The sequence below is a fragment of the Wolbachia endosymbiont (group B) of Aricia artaxerxes genome (assembly GCF_964026975.1).
In the GTDB taxonomy this organism is placed as follows: Bacteria; Pseudomonadota; Alphaproteobacteria; order Rickettsiales; family Anaplasmataceae; genus Wolbachia.
This window is the reverse complement of sequence record NZ_OZ034718.1, coordinates 195535-212450: the sequence shown is the minus strand read 5'-3', so window position 1 is coordinate 212450 and position 16916 is coordinate 195535. Positions and strand designations below refer to the sequence as shown.

The following is a 16916-nucleotide window of genomic DNA, read 5'->3' as shown; positions in this document are numbered from 1 at the left end:
TGCAAGGAAGTCAATTACTTTACTGCATCTGACAAATATACACATGTTAATATAGTAAATATATAAGCTTGCAAAACTGCAACAAATACTTCAAATCCTATTAGTGCAATTATAAACAAAAAAGGTGCAGGTGTAAAAAATATGTTCATATTTATGACGAATCCTGCTATCACTTTGATGATTGTATGACCCGCAATCATATTTGCTGCAAGCCTTATTGATAAACTAATCGGTCTTACTAAATAAGCAAATAATTTAATAATGATGATTATAGGTGCAAGCCACGAAGGAGTTCCTTTTGGTAGCAATATGCGTAAAAATTCTACTCCTCTTTCTTTAAACCCAACAATCGTTATATAAGTAAAAACCACCATTGATAAAGCGAAGGTAACTATCACATGACTTGTAACTGTGAAACTATAAGGAAGAACACCAACTAAATTACACGATAAAATGAAAATAAATACTGTAAATATCAAAGGAATGTGCTCCAAACCTTTGCTTCCAGTGTTACTTTCTATTATTGAAACAACAAAATCATATACATATTCAACTGCAGCTTGCAAATATCCTGGTATTACTGCACCTTTTCTTATTCCAAGGAGCAAAAACAGTACCATTAATACCACCGAGATCATCATAAAAAGAGATGAGTTGGTAAAGTTTATGTCATACCCAAATAATTTTGGTAGTTCTATTATTGTATATACTTTAAATTGTTCTAGCGGATTTAACGCCATCTTGATTTATATACTTAAACTATAATAGTAAGTAAAATATAGATTTTATAGGGTAAAGTCAAGAATTAAGATAGAAGATCCATGCCATTATGGCATAAATATATCAACAAAGTATGTGATTAGAATGCTAATTATAGCCAGCGTTCTATTTAAAAATTCACTAATCTTATTAAGTTACTTAACATCTTGACTTAACATCTTATTTTAACTATAATTTAATTTTAATATGAGGCAATTATGAACGAAATAGATTTTACTAATCCACCTTTAAATTTAGAACAGGAATGTGGTAACGGGTACATCAAGTTTACAGATTATTCTTCTAACTCAGACACTGGTCTTTTCCACATGGCAGGTGAAATGCTAAATGAAAGCCATGATGTTATAGGAAATTTCACTGGTGATGCTTACATTTATAATTTCCATATAGATGATCACAATATGAACATTCAACTCTGCATGGAAATGGACTGCAAAGGTGACATAAAGAAAATTCTTTCTTTGTAGAAAGAGTAGGCTTCTCTGTTGTTTCTTGCAATATAGAAGCCACTTATTACAACAAACTTTAAAAACATCACATTTTACATTACAATGAATTTTTGTTTCTTGTTAGATAGATGAAATTCACATTATCTTGGTTACTAGAGTACTTAGAAACTAATGCCAATTTAGAAGAAATTACTGGTAAGCTAACTCACATAGGATTGGAAGTCGAAGATATAGTAGATAATACCAAATTAGCTGGATTTGTTGTTGCAAAAGTATTAGAAATCGCACCTCATCCAAATGCTGATAAATTAAAATTATGTAAAGTAAATGATGGAAGTAAAGTTCTGCAGATAGTCTGCGGAGCAAAAAATGTTAAAGAAGGCATGAAGACTGTACTTGCATCTCTTGGTAGCACATTGCCAGAAAGCAACTTTACAATTAAGCCTACAAAAATAAGAGGAGTGCTAAGTGAAGGGATGCTCTGCTCTGCCTCTGAGCTTTCGCTGACTCAAGATGAAAGTGAAGGAATAATCGAGCTTTCTGATGATTATAAAACAGGAGATAAATTTTTCAATTGCGATCCTGTAATTGACATAAACATCACTCCAAACCGTGGAGATTGCTTAGGTGTTTATGGAATAGCACGTGATCTAGCAGCAACTGGAATTGGAACGTTAAAGACTTTAATCATTCCACAACTTACCGCTTCTATGAACTCACTAATAAACGTCAAAGTCATCGATGGGGAGAGTTTTATTAGTGGAGTATATATCACTAATGTAAAAAATAAAGAGAGTCCAAAATGGCTAAAAGATAGTCTGGAATCGATAGGAATGCGCTCCATTTCTGCAATAGTTGATATTACTAATTACATCATGATATCCTTTAATCGCCCAATGCATACATATAATGCAAAAAAAATAGAAGGAGAGCTCACAGTACGTAAAGCAAACGATGGAGAAAAATTTATTGGTTTAAATGATAAAGAATACTCATTGAACAAAGACATAAGCGTTATTTCTGATGATAAAAATGTTCATGGAATTGCTGGAATTATGGGCAGCAAGTATAGCGAATGTACACTTGAAACTACTGATATCTTTTTAGAGTCTGCTTGGTTTGACCCCATCTCCATCACTAAATCTTCAAGGCAGCTAGGCATCTCCACAGACTCAAGTTACAGATTTGCACGTTCAATTGACCCTGAATTTACCCTTGATGGACTCAATCTTGCAGCCAAAATGATTTTGGATTTATGTGGCGGAGAAGTGTCAAGCATAGTGTCTGCTGGCAATTTGAATAAGGCTTATACCAAGATAAATTTTGATTATCAGAATGCAAACAAACTTGGAAGTGTATCTGCATCACCTAATGAGGTATTCGATATTTTAACAAAGCTAGGGTTTAGTATCGATAAAAAAACCGAAGGTAATTGGAATATACAAGTACCAAGCTGGAGACCGGACGTAACCATACCTGCTGACTTAGTTGAAGAGGTAGTAAGAATATACGGCTATGATAAAATAAAGGAAGAGCAACTAGCAGAAGACGTTACAGTAGAAGAAGAGACACAAGATGATTTGCGCATTTTAATGACAAGCAGAGGGTTTCATGAAGTGATAACTTGGTCTTTTATGAGTGAATCAACAGCTGAAAAGTTTGGTTACTTGAATAAGTTATTCATTATCGATAATCCATTTAATAATAACTTCAATATAATGAGGCCAAGTGTCATACCAAATTTGTTGCAAGTCACTGCAGATAATATTGCTCACGGGATATCTGATCTCGCAATTTTTGAAATTGGACCAATTTATAATGGTGAGGCTCAGTCTAAGTACGTTTTAAGTGGAATTAGATCAGGAAATAATTCGCCGAAAAACCACTATAACACTGATAGAAAAATAGATATTTTTGACGCAAAGGCTGACCTCATAACAGCTTTGGAACTTTTTAATGTCAATTGTGATAATTTAGCAATAGAGAGAGCAGAAAAAGAATATTATCACCCAGGAAAATCAGGCTCCTTATCTTTTAGAAGTAAAATAGTTGGTTATTTTGGAGAATTGCATCCGAGTATATTGGATTTTTTTAACATCAAACAAAAAATTGTAGGCTTTGAGTTGATATTAGAAAATATCGAAAATTTACCTATAAGTAGAAAAAAATTTATCGATTATAAATATCAAAGTGTAAAACGCGACTTTGCATTTATTGTAAATAAAGATGTAGCAGCAGGCAGTATAATCAATATGGTGAAAAAAAGCTCAGAGCTCATCACAGAAGTTTTGATATTTGATGTATATCATGGAAACAATATAGAATCGAATAAGATGTCTATAGCATTTTCAGTTACTTTCTGCTCTCCAACTCACACTTTAACTGAAGAGGAAATCCAAAAAGAATCAAATATGATAGTCAACTTAGTGTGTGAAAATACTGAAGGAACTTTGAGAGCTCATCATTAAGCCGTAATCGCCGTTTCCTGATTTTGCTGTGTCACGTTTACTTCATCCAATTTATTTCCTATCTTGAATTCAATATCCTTGAAAAACCTATCCCACATTCCATGCAAATGCTCTTCTACTTTAGGCCATACATCATTTTTAAATGTCGTTCCATCATCAGAAAATAAATTACCCAAAAAAACTCCTACTTCCTCATAACTTGATTGAAAATGTTGAAGAAATGTTTCTACTTCCTTATGAGTATCATGTGCCACACTCAACGCTTTTCCTTCTGTGCTCTTATCCCCACGCATTGCAACGGCAAGACCTGTTTGAATATATCCCAAGCCTGTCCTAATAGCTTTTATAGGCTGCAGCCATGAACTCTTATCACTTTTTGGTACATTATTTACTATATTTTCCACCAACCTATTTATTAAAGGAGACAATAAATCTTGACAAAAATGTTTGATATTGTCTTTTGTCTTAATCACAGGACTTTTTATGCACTTTTTTGCCAAATAGTACTCAAGTTCTGCTCTCTCTAGTAACTTCTTAATTGCTTCTTCGTTAAAAGTTTCATGCTCGAACGCCTTCAGTAAATCATCTTCTATTATTGCAAATTTTATTTTTTCACGAGATTCTAGTTCTTCTCTATAATCATTTTTTGTTTTTTTATTTATCAACAATCCTTTTTCTTCCAATTTCAACTGTTCTAATGTTTTTAGAATTTCTTTGTTATTTTCTAAGTGCTTCTGTACTAGCTTTGTATTTGGATGCTTTTCTCCTCTTCTCTCTTGCTCATCTTTTAAGTACTTATTTAAATCCTTACTCCCTTCTATTATTTTTCTCAATAGCATAGGTTTTTCAGGTCTTTTTAAGTATTTTTCAATTCTCACTCGATGTGAATTAATCTTTTCTACTAGATCTGGTGCCTCCCTTTCTAATAACTTACATGAATTCTCTATACCCTTTGCTTGACCTCTAAATAAATTTAGCATTTTACATTTCGTTATTTCTAAATACACCTTTTCTACAAAATCATTCACTTTACCCGAAATCCTTATTTCATTTAATTCACATTGCTTTATTTTTTTATCTGACTTATTCGGTAGAGTTTGAATAGTCCTTATTCTCGATTCTATTAGCATTTCCTCAACTTTTTGACCATCATATTCAAATTTAAAAAAATCTTCTAATTTCCTTTTTAAAGCACCATCTTTTAAGTTACCGTTTTTCCTATTTTTATGCATCTCTTTTAATTTTTCACCATTATATCTTATCTGTACTATTTCTCTTAAATCCTCAATCTCTCTTTCAGCATTATCTAGAGCTTTCTTTGTTTCTTGAGGGTACATATCTTCATAAGTATTAATTATTGTCCTTTCAGCTATTTTCCCTTCTTTTATAAGCTGTTTCCATTTTGCTTTAAATACAGGAAGTGCATCATCACTTATATCATCTACTTTCATAAGGGACTCTAGCCGATCATCTTCATCAGTCAAATTAAGTAACTCCTTTATTTTTAGTTCTTTCAAATCTTTGATTATCACTTCTTTCTCATTTGGTAATTCCTTACCTTGACTTTCTAATTTCTGTTTCACTAAAGTATTTTTTAGCTCATCCTCCAGTGAAAAATCTTTTCCCCGTCTATTTTGCTGAAACTTAATTGCTTGTATAAAAGCAACTTGATAAGCATTTTCTATTAAGTGAGTTGTCAACTTAGAATCTATGCTACTCACCACTTTCAGCCTGAATTTACTCAATAATTCCTTCAGTTTATCATGTGTAATATCTTTCTTTTCTAGATTCACCAGCTCTTCCATAGTTCTTGCGCATTCTTGAATCGAAGTTGCAATTACACTTCCGATCTCATTACGCAAGGGCTGAAGACCATTTTTTAAATTGATATTAGCTGATAATTTCAGTATGGTATTATGCTCTGAATCTCGTGTCACATTAAACCACTTATTATCTTCATTCTCGCATAAATCTTTAAGTAATTGTTTAAATTGCGGTGGAAACTTTATTTCCATATCATATGCAATGCTTGACTCAGAAACCTCCATTTCATGAAAAGATACCTCTATATTTTGGTGCTTATTAGAATACTGCCCCATACTTATTTTAAGAGCAGTAACTAAAGAGTGAGATAACTCTCTATTTAAAAGATAAAAAGTAGCCAAAGCAACTGTTGCAGGAACGATTAAGGCTACAAGCACAGTCACATTAACAAAAATTGCCATTGCAGCAAGAGCGCCATATGCCAATCTTTTTGGCACACCTGTTTCACTCTTTTTTATCTTATCTTCCACTACACCTTCTTGTGTCTTGCTATTTGCTTTAAATCTACTGTATATGACTAACCCCAGTGCAGTAAAAGCAATATAAGGGAGCATTAAAACTGACAGAGCTAAATTTAATACTTTCTTCTCTGGGCAAGCTCTGTTTATCTCTTTCAATATTTCGCTTGACATATTATACCAAGAGGTAAAAAAGTCAGAGTCATAATCCTTATAATGGAATATACTGAGCGGAACATTAAAAGCAGCTATTTGTTTAATTAACCAATCCTGCTTACTTACAGCATCAAAAAACTCTTCTTCCTCTTCTGAATTAGCAAGACCTAAATCATTCCCTTCTTCTACATTAGAAACATCTTCCATAGCATCAAAAAACTCTTCTTCCTCTTCCAAAGCAACATTGGAAATAGATTCTACTTTACCTGAACCATCACTGTTGTTATTTAAATCAATAACTTCTCTATGACCATCTGCAACAACTTGATTCATATCACCACCCTACTTAAGGTAATTTAAGTATAGCATAAACATTACTAACTTTGCAACTTTATTAACTTAATACCAACTGTCAAACCTTGGTATTCCTTAGAATAGAAATCGGCCTCGATCTCTTTATTAGTGTCCAAAGATAAGGCAAGGGTCTGCTCTTTTATATACTCATCCCACCTGTTTATTGCCTCTTTAACTTTCTCATCTTCTGCTTTGATTATTACTCTGATTCTATCTGATATATGGAAATCAGCCTGCTTTCTAGTTTCTTGAATAAGCCTCACAACATCTCTTGCGAGTCCTTCTAGAATTAGTTCGTCATTGAGCTCAGTGCTCAGAATAACAACCCCTTTATTGTCATCAAATACAGAAGAATATTCACTGTTTGCTTTTAACAATAGTTCATATTCACCTTTTTCTATAGTATAGTTCTCTGTTTCATCCCCCAGAAATATTTGCTCATTCTCAATTTGCTTCCACTTTTCTTCTTTGACATATTGAACTAGTTTCTTGATTTTATCTGGAATCTTCTTACCAAGTAGCGGAAAATTTAGTTTTAGCTCTAGTGACGCAACTTCTTTCAACTCACTTACTATTTCTAGTTCTTTTACATTCACCTCATCTCTTATTATCTCTTGATATTCATTTTCAAGGAAATCGCAGGAAGACCTATGATAAATGGTCATACTGCCAAGTGGCTGCCTGATGCGCATGTTAAACGTATTTCTGATGGATAATGCAGAGTTACATATCTCTCTTACCAAATCCATCTTGGCAATGAGTTCACTGTCATATCTATCTGATTGTGGAAAATCAGCCAAATGAACAGATGTTTCTTTGTACTCAAGCCCTTGCCATATAGTCTCTGTTATGAGTGGCAACAAAGGAGCTGCAGCCCGTAGTATGTAATAAAAAACTGTGTATAGAACATTATAAGCATCAGTTTTGTCTTGATCTAAATCATTTTTCCAAAAACGCTCACGACTACGACGAATATACCAATTATTTAACACTTCAAAGAAATTCATCAGGGTTTTACAAGCCTCTTGGGAATTATAGTTGTTCATAGAAGCTTGTATACTTTCCACAGCTTCAAAACATTTGGAAATCATGTAGCGATCAATGGTACTCTGATAATCTTTACAAACCTCAGCTCTAATTCCATCTGCATTTGCATACATGGTAAAAAAGTGATAACTATTCCAAATAGGTTTTATTACGTCCTTCAGAATATCTCGTATCGATTTTCCTTCTTTGTCGAGTAGTAAATTACCACCGCAAACAATGGAACCAGATAGCATAAGAAAACGCAGCGCATCAGAACCACATTTGTCAAAAACCTCCATTGGATCTGCATAATTATTTAAACGCTTGGATAATTTCTGACCTTTCACATCAAGAACCACACCGTGGCATATGCAATTCTTAAATGGCTCACTATCAAATAAAGCAGTGGAAAGCACAAAAAGCGTATAGAACCATCCTCTTGTTTGTGCTATATATTCAGTGATAAAATCCGCAGGGAAATTTTTCTCGAACCATTCTTTATTTTCAAACGGATAGTGAACTTGCGCGAACGGCATCGAGCCAGACTCAAACCAACAATCAAACACATCAGGCACACGACGCATAACTGATTTTCCTGTTGGATCATCAGGATTTGGTCTTATCAAAGTATCGATAAATGGTCTGTGCAAGTCATCTATTTTAACATTAAAATCTCGCTCTAGTTCTGCTATTGAGCCATACACATCCACTCTTGGATATTTTGCATCATCTGATTTCCACACAGGAATTGGCGTACCCCAAAATCGATTGCGTGAAATAGACCAGTCGTGCGCTCCTTCAAGCCATTTTCCAAATTGACCATCTCTAATATGATTCGGCATCCAATTAACTCTCTTATTTAGCTCTGTCATTCTTCCCTTAAACTTTGTCACAGCAACATACCAAGAAGGCATAGTGCGGTAGATTAAAGGAGTGTCAGTTCTCCAGCAGTGTGGATAATTGTGAATATATTGCTCAGTTTTAAACCAGCTCCCCTGCCTTTTTAATTTCTTGATTACTGTATCATTGGCATCAAAAACATGAACTCCTGCCAAATCTGAAACTTCAGTAGTAAATTTTCCAGCGTTATCAACTGGACAAACAGCTCGAATATCATGGCTTTGGCAAAGGTAAAAATCTTCTTCACCAAATCCAGGAGCAGTGTGCACAACACCAGTACCATCTTCTCCTGTAACATAATCAGCAATGAAAACACGGAACGCATTCTTTGTATCTTTAAAGTAATCAAACAGTGGTTTATAGGAAAGACCTGCAAGATCACTCGCTTTAAGTTTTGTATTACAGTTTTCATATTGAATATTGCTTTGTTCACAGTGGCTGACAAATTTCTCTAAATAACTTTCAGCAAAGATGCAGACTTCACCATTTACTAACACCATACAATACTCAATATCCTCCCCTACTGCCAGTGCAAGATTGCTCGGCAACGTCCAAGGCGTTGTAGTCCAAGCAAGTAATCTACATTTTTGTTTAAATTGCTTTGGATTTTCTAAAAGTTCAAAAGCAACAGTTACAGCTTTGCTAATTTTTTCTCTATATGCATTATCAAGCCTTGTTTCAAAATTAGAGAGTGGAGTTTCGCACGCCCAGCTATAGGGAACAACGCGTATTGATTCATACACCAGACCTTTATCATAAAGCTGCTTAAATGCCCACATGACCGACTCCATGAATGACTTATCCATAGTCTTATAGTCATTGTGAAAATCTACCCATCTTGCTTGTCTATTTACATACTTCTCCCATTCTGATGAAAATTTCATCACAGAAGTACGGCAATGATTATTGAATTTTTCAATGCCAAATTTCTCTATCTCAGTTCTACCAGATATTCTAAGTTCCTTTTCCGCGCCCATCTCAGCCGGTAGCCCATGGCAATCCCAACCAAATCTGCGTTCAACCCTTTTTTGCAGCATAGTTTGATATCTTGCAAATGCATCTTTTATAAAACCAGTAAGCAAGTGTCCGTAATGCGGAAGTCCATTTGCAAACGGAGGCCCATCATAAAATACAAAACAATGATCCTTGGAACGTTTCTCGACTGACTGCTCAAAAATTTTATTTTCCTGCCAAAATTTTATGATTTCCTTTTCTAGCAATGAAAAATCAGGACTGCTGCTTGTATCAGGATAATACTTCATATTCATTTTAACTGGATAAAATCAAAGAATATAGAGCTTTCTGGAAAATTACAAATTCAAAAACTCTGTTTCTATAAACATTGATAGGTATTGACATTATTATACAGCATATTAATAAATCAGACTTATTTACTTAAGTTAAAGATGAATAAAGACAATAACAGTTGGCCTTATCAGAAATTTCACGATGCTAACAAAAATAATAGTAAAAGCAGCGTTATTTGGAGATCGCTTTCTTATGAATATAATAATTCTGGAAAGGTTGAAAAAGTACACTATCAGTGGGAAAAGAAAAAAATCCCGCAAATCTATTATATCAAGTCTCATATGATTGCGTAACAGAGAGTTGTAGTCCCTTAAGGATTAAATCTAGATAGCTTATAAACTTATAAAAACACACAAAGTGCTTCTACATGAGACCATGGGAGCACTTTTCTCTAATTAGGCAGCGCATCCCAACAAACTATTTTGCCGAGCTTCCAATATCCTTACATTTACTATTTTATCTTTGTATTTATCGTCAGGATCATCAACGCATACTGATTGCATGTATGGGCTTTTACCAATAATTTGATTTTGGTGTTTACCTTTTTTATCACTGAATAGAACAGGAATAGTTTTTCCTATCATACTCTGATTAAATTCAAGTTGTTGCTTGCTAATTAATTCCTGTAAACGAAGAAGACGCTCTGTTTTAACCTCTTCTGGTACTTGATCTTTTCTTTCCGCCCCTGGCGTTCCTGGCCTTGGGCTATATTTAAAACTATAAGCCTGAGCGTACTTTACTTTTTCTACTAACTTCATAGTTTCCTCAAAATCTTTTTCAGTTTCTCCAGGAAACCCAACAATAAAATCAGAAGAAAATTCGATTTCAGGTTTCAATTTGCGCAATCTGTCTATTATTCCCAAATATTCCTCTGCCGTGTGTTTTCTATTCATTGCATGCAATATTTTATTCGAACCTGACTGCACAGGTAGGTGAACAAACGGCATGAGTTTTGATTCCTCCGCATGTACCAAGTAGAGAGATTCGTGCATATCTCTTGGATGAGAAGTTGTGTAGCGGATTCTTTCTAGCTTTTCAATTTTAGCAATGTGACTAATTAATTTTCCTAAATCCCACACCTCTCCTTCGCACTCTCCATGATAAGCATTAACATTTTGACCGAGCAAATTGATTTCCCTTGCCCCATTTGCAACTAACTTCAATGTTTCACGGAATATTTCATTTACTGGTCGTGAATACTCAGCCCCGCGTGTATATGGTACCACACAAAACGTACAAAATTTATCACAACCTTCTTGTATGGCAAGAAACGCAGAAGACCCCTGGCTATTGCCATAGCATTCATCTGGCAATTTATCAAACTTCGCAACTTCTGGAAAATCAGTATTTATTACATGACCTTTACTTCTGCTTGCTTTGACTATCAGCTCCGGTAAAACAGCGATACTCTGCGGACCAACAACAATATCAACAAAAGGAGCCCTTCTGAACACTTCTTCTCCCTCTGCTTGCGCTACACATCCAGCCACCACTATGGTCATTTCCTTATTTTTTTGTGATGAATGGATTCTTCCAAGCTCTGAGTAAAGCTTTTCTGCTGCCTTTTCTCTAATATGACAAGTATTTAATATCACCAAATCAGCTTGTTCTGCATCACTAACAACGTTGAACCCTAAAGGCTTAACTATATTCTCCATTAAAATGGAGTCATAAACGTTCATCTGACAGCCGTAAGTTTTAATATATAGGCCTTTCATATTTAAAATTCTTCACACAAATTCTAGCAAATTATACGAAAAACTGAATTCTAGTACAACAGCCAATAAAGATTGCTTGACAAACCTTCTCGCTTTCCTTACTCTGACAGTAGGGGTATTTTAAGAGCTCAAAAATCTATCTCAGTCTGCAGACTTTTCAGTCAATTTTTCAAAAAAAAACGTAGTGTATCTTCTTCAGCACGTGTTCAAATTCTGTTGTATATGCGCTGCATTTTCTTTCTAATTTTTCAGGAGGATTTTATGTCCAGAATTCCAGATACTTAACCTTTATTCTTAAGCTAAAAACCGATTGGTACCTATGGTTTTTATAAAGAAAGTGCAAAAAATACTTTAAAGAATATGAAATAAAGGTAGAAAAGGTTTGAGTAACCAAAAACTGTTTCCAGGCATAAATTTGTTATGTATACCAAAAAGTAATTACACTAATATAATATTCACACTCATATTCTAATATAGATATAATACTAATTAAAGAGCATGTTATGCAAGAAGAAGTATCAGATTTTACAGATGCTCTTTGTCAAAATAAATGTGATTCCTTTCGAGTGACACTCTCCTATATCTTTCTTTAGGTTATACAGAAGTCTAACACAATTATAGAACAAGCGTAAAAGTTCTGGTAAAGTAGTTTTATTTACAATAAATATGCTACTTGATATTGAAAAACGCAGCATAACAAATGCACTGTGGAAGTTACAAGAAGCAGATCAAAGGGAGATTTTTACTCTTATACAGAGATTTGAGTTGCCAGAAATATTAGCAAGAATATTAGTTGCTCGTGGTGTTAACATAGAAAATGCACATGACTTCTTACACCCACTAATCAGATCGCTATTACCAGATCCCTTTCACCTCCTTGATATGGATAAAGCTGTTTCTCACATAATAAAAGCAATAAACAATAATGAGAATATTGCAATATTTGGTGATTACGATGTTGATGGTGCAACGTCATCAGCATTGATTAATAGGTACCTAAGAGCGATTGGAACACGCTCTATAATCTATATTCCAGATCGTGTTGATGAGGGCTATGGATTGAACACAGATGCTTTATTACAACTTAAAAAGAATGGTATTGATTTATGTATTTCTGTTGATTGCGGTACGCTTGCATATCAACCAATAGAAGATGCAAAAGTCTTTGGACTTGATATTATAGTTGTCGACCATCACCTTGGAACAGAAAAATTACCAAGTGCTGTAGCAGTTGTTAATCCCAACCGCCTTGATGAGAGCTCTCCTTATAATAACTTAGCAGCAGTTGGAGTGTCATTTCTGCTAATTGTTGCTCTTAACAGAATCCTACGTGAGCAAGGATTTTTTACCAACAAAAAAGAACCAGATTTATTTGATCTACTGGATTTGGTTGCTCTTGGAACTGTCTGTGATGTTATGCAGATTACAGGCCTAAATAGGGCTTTTGTTTTACAAGGATTAAAAGTTATGTCAGCAAGAAAAAATGTTGGCTTACGTGTTTTGTTTGACGCTTTGGGAATCCTTGAAAAACCAAGTGTTTCGCGATTAGGGTTTAGTATTGGGCCATGTATAAATGCCGGAGGAAGAATTGGAGAAGCATCGCTCGGTGCAAGGTTGCTTTCCACCGATGATGATGATGATGCACATTCAATCGCGCTAAAACTAATAGATTTGAATAATGCAAGAAAAATGCTAGAAAATGAGGCTATTTTGGAAGCCACAACACAAGCGGAAAATTTTGCCCACTTAGGTGTAAATTTTATAATGGTAAGTGGTAATTGGCACCAGGGAATAATTGGTATCATTGCATCAAGACTAAAAGAGCAGTTTCACTTACCAACGATAGTGATATCTTTAAACAATGGAATAGGAAAAGCAAGCTGTAGGTCAATTTCTGGAGTAGATATTGGTGCTGCGGTTCTTTCTGCAAAATTTACCAACCTAATCATTGAAGGTGGTGGTCACAGTATGGCAGCAGGATTTTCGATTGAAGAAGATAAAATAAGTGATCTACATGATTTTTTTACTGAAAGATTTGCAAACTCCACAAACGATAAAACTATAAAAGCTGATGGTATAGTAACAGCTAAAGCAATAAACTTATCCCTTTGGAATCAACTGCAGCGCTTAGAGCCATTTGGAGCTGGCAATCCTGAACCAAGATTCATCATTCAAGGGGCAAAGATAAGAAAGCCGGAAGTTATAGGAGTTGACCATATAAAATGTTTTATTGCTGACGATAATGTTATGGTCAAAGCTATTGCGTTTCGCTGTGCAAATACTGAGCTTGGCTCTGCTATTATGCAGGGTAATGTTAAAGCCATTTTGGGTAAAATCTCTATGAATTACTGGAATGGCAATGAATTTGTGCAGTTTTTAATAGAGGATGTATTGACCATTAGTTGAGTTACTATTTTACAATAATTACCTATCAATCTCACCAAAGACTATATCGAGTGAACCGATAATTGCTGCAATGTCAGCAAGCATGTGTCCTTTTGCCATGAAATCTAAGGCCTGTAAATGCGCAAAGCCAGGTGCTCTTATTCGACATCTATAAGGTCTATTGGTACCATCTGAAACTATATATACTCCAAACTCGCCTTTTGGCGCTTCAACAGCCACATAAGCTTCACCTTCTGGTACACTATATCCTTCTGAATAAAGCTTGAAATGATGAATCATAGCTTCCATGGATTCTTTCATTTCTGCTCTTGGCGGTGGAGAAATTTTTCTATCTTCAGTTTTTATTGGCCCTTTAGGAATTTTCTCTATGCATTGCTTCACCAAGCTAATAGATTGCCTAATCTCCGCCATTCTTACTAAATAACGGTCATAACAGTCACCATTTTGGCCGATAGGTATATCAAAATCTAACTGATCATATATCTCATATGGCTGGCTTTTTCGCAGATCCCAAGCAAGCCCAGCAGCACGGAGCATTGGTCCACTAAAGCCCCAATCAAGCGCCTGTTTTATTGATATTTCACTAATTCCTACAGTGCGTTGCTTCCATATCCTATTTTCCGTTAAAAGTTCATCAACATCATCTATATACTTTGGAAATTGCTCTATAAATTTTGCAATATCTTCAATCAAACCTTCTGGGATATCTGCTGCAAGTCCACCTGGCCTTATATAAGCTGCATGAAATCTTGCACCTGAGGCCCTTTCATAGAACTCGAGTATTTTTTCTCTCTCTTCAAAGAGCCATAAAAGAGGAGTCATCGCCCCAACATCAAGTGCTTGAGAAGAGATATTTAGTAAATGATTTAGTATTCTTGTCAGCTCACAAAACAAAACACGCAAATATTTTGCTCTAATTGGAATTTCACATTGCAACAATTTCTCTACACACAACGAATATGCATGCTCTTGTGACATTGGCGACACATAATCAAGGCGGTCAAAATAAGGCAGAGCTTGAAGATATGTTTTATGTTCTATCAATTTTTCAGTGCCACGGTGCAAAAGCCCAATATGGGGATCTGCCCTCTCGATCACTTCACCATCCATCTCTAAAACAAGACGTAACACCCCGTGTGCAGCTGGGTGCTGAGGGCCAAAATTTAGCATCATTGTCTTTAGATCAGGCATGCTTTGGTAGCTTAAGGTATTGGAATTGTATAGGGTAAAATGTGCTTAAAGTCAATAGGCTTCTTGTACAAGCTATAACTCATCGTTACAATAGAAAAACTCTCAAAAACTTCACCACTTCTTCATAATCTGATAGACAATGTTTATGTGTCACATACAATTATTGCACTTATGTTGATCAAGGCAGCGAAATTATGTATAGATAATTTTGATTGAGAAATAGTTTTTCTACTATATAAATTCTACTTTAGAGTAATCAAAATTAATGAAAGACAATAAATATAGTTTAGGTTTAAGGATCATTCATTGGTTAATGTCTGCTTTTATTATTGGCATGCTTTGTTCTGGGCTGTACATGAAAAGTTTGCCGATTAGCAGTGAAATTAAATTCAGCATATACGCTGTTCATAAGGCTTGTGGTATCACCGTTCTTGGATTAATTATAGTACGTATATTTTTTCGCGTCTTTACTTATGTTCCTCCATTACCAGCCAATTTTTCTCGATTTGTAATCAATGCGAGCAAAACGATACACTTTGGTTTATATGCTTTGATGGTGCTAATGCCACTATCTGGTTATGTCATGTCTTCTGCTTCTAGCAAAGAGATCAAATATTTTTTCCATATCCCTTTATTAATTAACCATAATGAAGATCTAGCTAGTGCAGCTAATCAGTTACACTCGATACTTGCATATTTTATGATACTCTTTATAGCCTTGCATATAATTGGTGCTTTAAAACACACATTTATAGATAAACAAAACATTTTTAAACGTATGATATAGGTTATATGTTAAGTAGCCTCTGGAAAAAAGGAACAAATTTTCTCGGTAGTGAGTTTGCCATAATGGGTGGTGCTATGAGCTGGGTTTCAGAGAGAAATTTGGTTTCAGCAATCTCAAATGCTGGTGGATTTGGCGTGATTGCTTGCGGTGCAATGTTTCCAGACTTACTGAAAAAAGAAATCATAGAGACACAGAAATTAACTAACAAACCATTTGGTGTAAATCTAATTACTATGCACCCAAAGTTGAGTGAGTTGATAGATGTGTGCATTGAAACGAAAGTAAGCCATATAGTGCTTGCCGGTGGACTACCAACGAAGCCTAATATAGAAAAAATCAAGAGTGCGGGCATTGAAGTTATGTGTTTTGCACCAGCATTAAGCCTCGCGAAAAGGTTAGTAAAAATGGGAGTAGATGCGTTAATAATAGAAGGTATGGAAGCAGGAGGACATATCGGTCCTGTTAGCACTTCTGTTCTCGCACAAGAGATATTACCTCATTTTAAAAATGAGAAAACACCGGTGTTTGTTGCAGGTGGAATAGGAAGAGGCGAAATGATAGTGAACTACCTAGAAATGGGAGCAAGTGGCTGTCAAATAGGTACATTATTTGTCTGCACGAATGAGTCAATCGCTCACAAAAATTTTAAAGAAGTATTCATCAAATCAGCTGCGCGTAATGCTGTATCTTCTGTGCAGATTAGTGCTGATTTCCCTGTAATTCCAGTAAGGGCTATAGTTAACAAAGCAAGTGACGATTTTATGGAGCATCAAAGAGACATTATTGATAAATATCAAAATGGAGAAATCTCAAAAGAAGATGGGCAGCTTGAAATAGAAAAGTTCTGGGCTGGAGCTTTAAGAAGGGCAGTAATTGATGGAGATGTTGAAACAGGATCTTTAATGGCCGGTCAAAGTGTTGGCATGGTTGATAGAGAAAAGCCTGTAAAAGAAGTGATAGATATGTTAGTTCAACAGGCAAGCAATTATGTTGAAATGTAAAATCAGTAATCAGCAAAGAAAATAGTTAGCAAATTGCTATAATTATCCGCAATAAGGCATAACTGCCCAGTTTTAATGTAAAATTAACGC

General features: G+C 35.0%; 10 protein-coding genes. 5 read left to right on the top strand and 5 right to left on the bottom strand.

Features of this window, described 5'->3' with window-relative positions; genetic code table 11:
- Positions 1 to 14: 14 nt before the first annotated feature.
- The gene (locus tag AAGE00_RS00930; RefSeq protein WP_096097195.1) at positions 15 to 740 is read right to left on the bottom strand and encodes a F0F1 ATP synthase subunit A; all 726 of its coding nucleotides are present in this window, start codon (positions 738 to 740) and stop codon (positions 15 to 17) included.
- A 237-nt stretch (positions 741 to 977) separates the two neighbouring features.
- Between AAGE00_RS00930 and AAGE00_RS00925 the strand changes: the two genes are divergently transcribed.
- A complete protein-coding gene (locus AAGE00_RS00925) occupies positions 978 to 1247 on the top strand; it encodes a hypothetical protein (protein ID WP_010402566.1) in 270 nt (89 codons plus the stop codon).
- A gap of 110 nt (positions 1248 to 1357) precedes the next feature.
- Positions 1358 to 3697: a phenylalanine--tRNA ligase subunit beta gene (pheT, locus tag AAGE00_RS00920; RefSeq protein WP_213863976.1), complete on the top strand. Its 2340-nt coding sequence runs from the start codon at positions 1358 to 1360 to the stop codon at positions 3695 to 3697.
- On the opposite strand, the gene AAGE00_RS00915 is transcribed toward pheT, so the two are convergent.
- The 3 genes from AAGE00_RS00915 to miaB form a co-directional block, all read right to left on the bottom strand.
- Complete coding sequence (locus tag AAGE00_RS00915; RefSeq protein ID WP_341815278.1) at positions 3694 to 6468, bottom strand: hypothetical protein; 2775 nt, start codon at positions 6466 to 6468, stop codon at positions 3694 to 3696. The two genes, pheT and AAGE00_RS00915, sit on opposite strands and share 4 nt — an antisense overlap.
- 44 nt (positions 6469 to 6512) lie before the next feature.
- Complete coding sequence (gene ileS, locus AAGE00_RS00910) at positions 6513 to 9683, bottom strand: isoleucine--tRNA ligase (RefSeq protein ID WP_264685567.1); 3171 nt, start codon at positions 9681 to 9683, stop codon at positions 6513 to 6515.
- A gap of 435 nt (positions 9684 to 10118) precedes the next feature.
- Positions 10119 to 11441, bottom strand: coding sequence for a tRNA (N6-isopentenyl adenosine(37)-C2)-methylthiotransferase MiaB (miaB, locus tag AAGE00_RS00905; RefSeq protein WP_213863972.1), 1323 nt, complete (start codon positions 11439 to 11441; stop codon positions 10119 to 10121).
- Positions 11442 to 12107: 666 nt separating this feature from the next.
- Here miaB and recJ point away from each other — a divergent pair.
- Complete coding sequence (gene recJ / locus AAGE00_RS00900; protein ID WP_213863971.1) at positions 12108 to 13847, top strand: single-stranded-DNA-specific exonuclease RecJ; 1740 nt, start codon at positions 12108 to 12110, stop codon at positions 13845 to 13847.
- Positions 13848 to 13865: 18 nt separating this feature from the next.
- Here the strand turns inward: recJ and AAGE00_RS00895 are convergent, their stop codons facing one another.
- Positions 13866 to 15038 carry an NADH-quinone oxidoreductase subunit D gene (locus tag AAGE00_RS00895; RefSeq protein ID WP_213863970.1) on the bottom strand — a complete coding sequence of 391 codons (1173 nt, stop codon included), beginning with the start codon at positions 15036 to 15038 and terminating at the stop codon, positions 13866 to 13868.
- A 265-nt stretch (positions 15039 to 15303) separates the two neighbouring features.
- Here AAGE00_RS00895 and AAGE00_RS00890 point away from each other — a divergent pair, with 265 nt between their 5' ends.
- The gene (locus AAGE00_RS00890) at positions 15304 to 15825 is read left to right on the top strand and encodes a cytochrome b (protein WP_213863969.1); all 522 of its coding nucleotides are present in this window, start codon (positions 15304 to 15306) and stop codon (positions 15823 to 15825) included.
- Between the two features lie 5 nt (positions 15826 to 15830).
- Complete coding sequence (locus AAGE00_RS00885) at positions 15831 to 16826, top strand: NAD(P)H-dependent flavin oxidoreductase (RefSeq protein WP_010402622.1); 996 nt, start codon at positions 15831 to 15833, stop codon at positions 16824 to 16826.
- Positions 16827 to 16916 lie beyond the last annotated feature (90 nt).

Bases quoted from the DNA above. Each gene is read 5' to 3' on its own strand.
- AAGE00_RS00890 (WP_213863969.1), top strand. From the start codon at position 15,304: ATGAAAGACAATAAATATAGTTTAGGTTTAAGGATCATTCATTGGTTA.
- AAGE00_RS00930 (WP_096097195.1), bottom strand. From the start codon at position 740: ATGGCGTTAAATCCGCTAGAACAATTTAAAGTATATACAATAATAGAA.
- AAGE00_RS00885 (WP_010402622.1), top strand. From the start codon at position 15,831: ATGTTAAGTAGCCTCTGGAAAAAAGGAACAAATTTTCTCGGTAGTGAG.
- recJ (WP_213863971.1), top strand. From the start codon at position 12,108: ATGCTACTTGATATTGAAAAACGCAGCATAACAAATGCACTGTGGAAG.
- miaB (WP_213863972.1), bottom strand. From the start codon at position 11,441: ATGAAAGGCCTATATATTAAAACTTACGGCTGTCAGATGAACGTTTAT.
- AAGE00_RS00895 (WP_213863970.1), bottom strand. From the start codon at position 15,038: ATGCCTGATCTAAAGACAATGATGCTAAATTTTGGCCCTCAGCACCCA.
- AAGE00_RS00925 (WP_010402566.1), top strand. From the start codon at position 978: ATGAACGAAATAGATTTTACTAATCCACCTTTAAATTTAGAACAGGAA.
- ileS (WP_264685567.1), bottom strand. From the start codon at position 9,683: ATGAATATGAAGTATTATCCTGATACAAGCAGCAGTCCTGATTTTTCA.
- pheT (WP_213863976.1), top strand. From the start codon at position 1,358: ATGAAATTCACATTATCTTGGTTACTAGAGTACTTAGAAACTAATGCC.
- AAGE00_RS00915 (WP_341815278.1), bottom strand. From the start codon at position 6,468: ATGAATCAAGTTGTTGCAGATGGTCATAGAGAAGTTATTGATTTAAAT.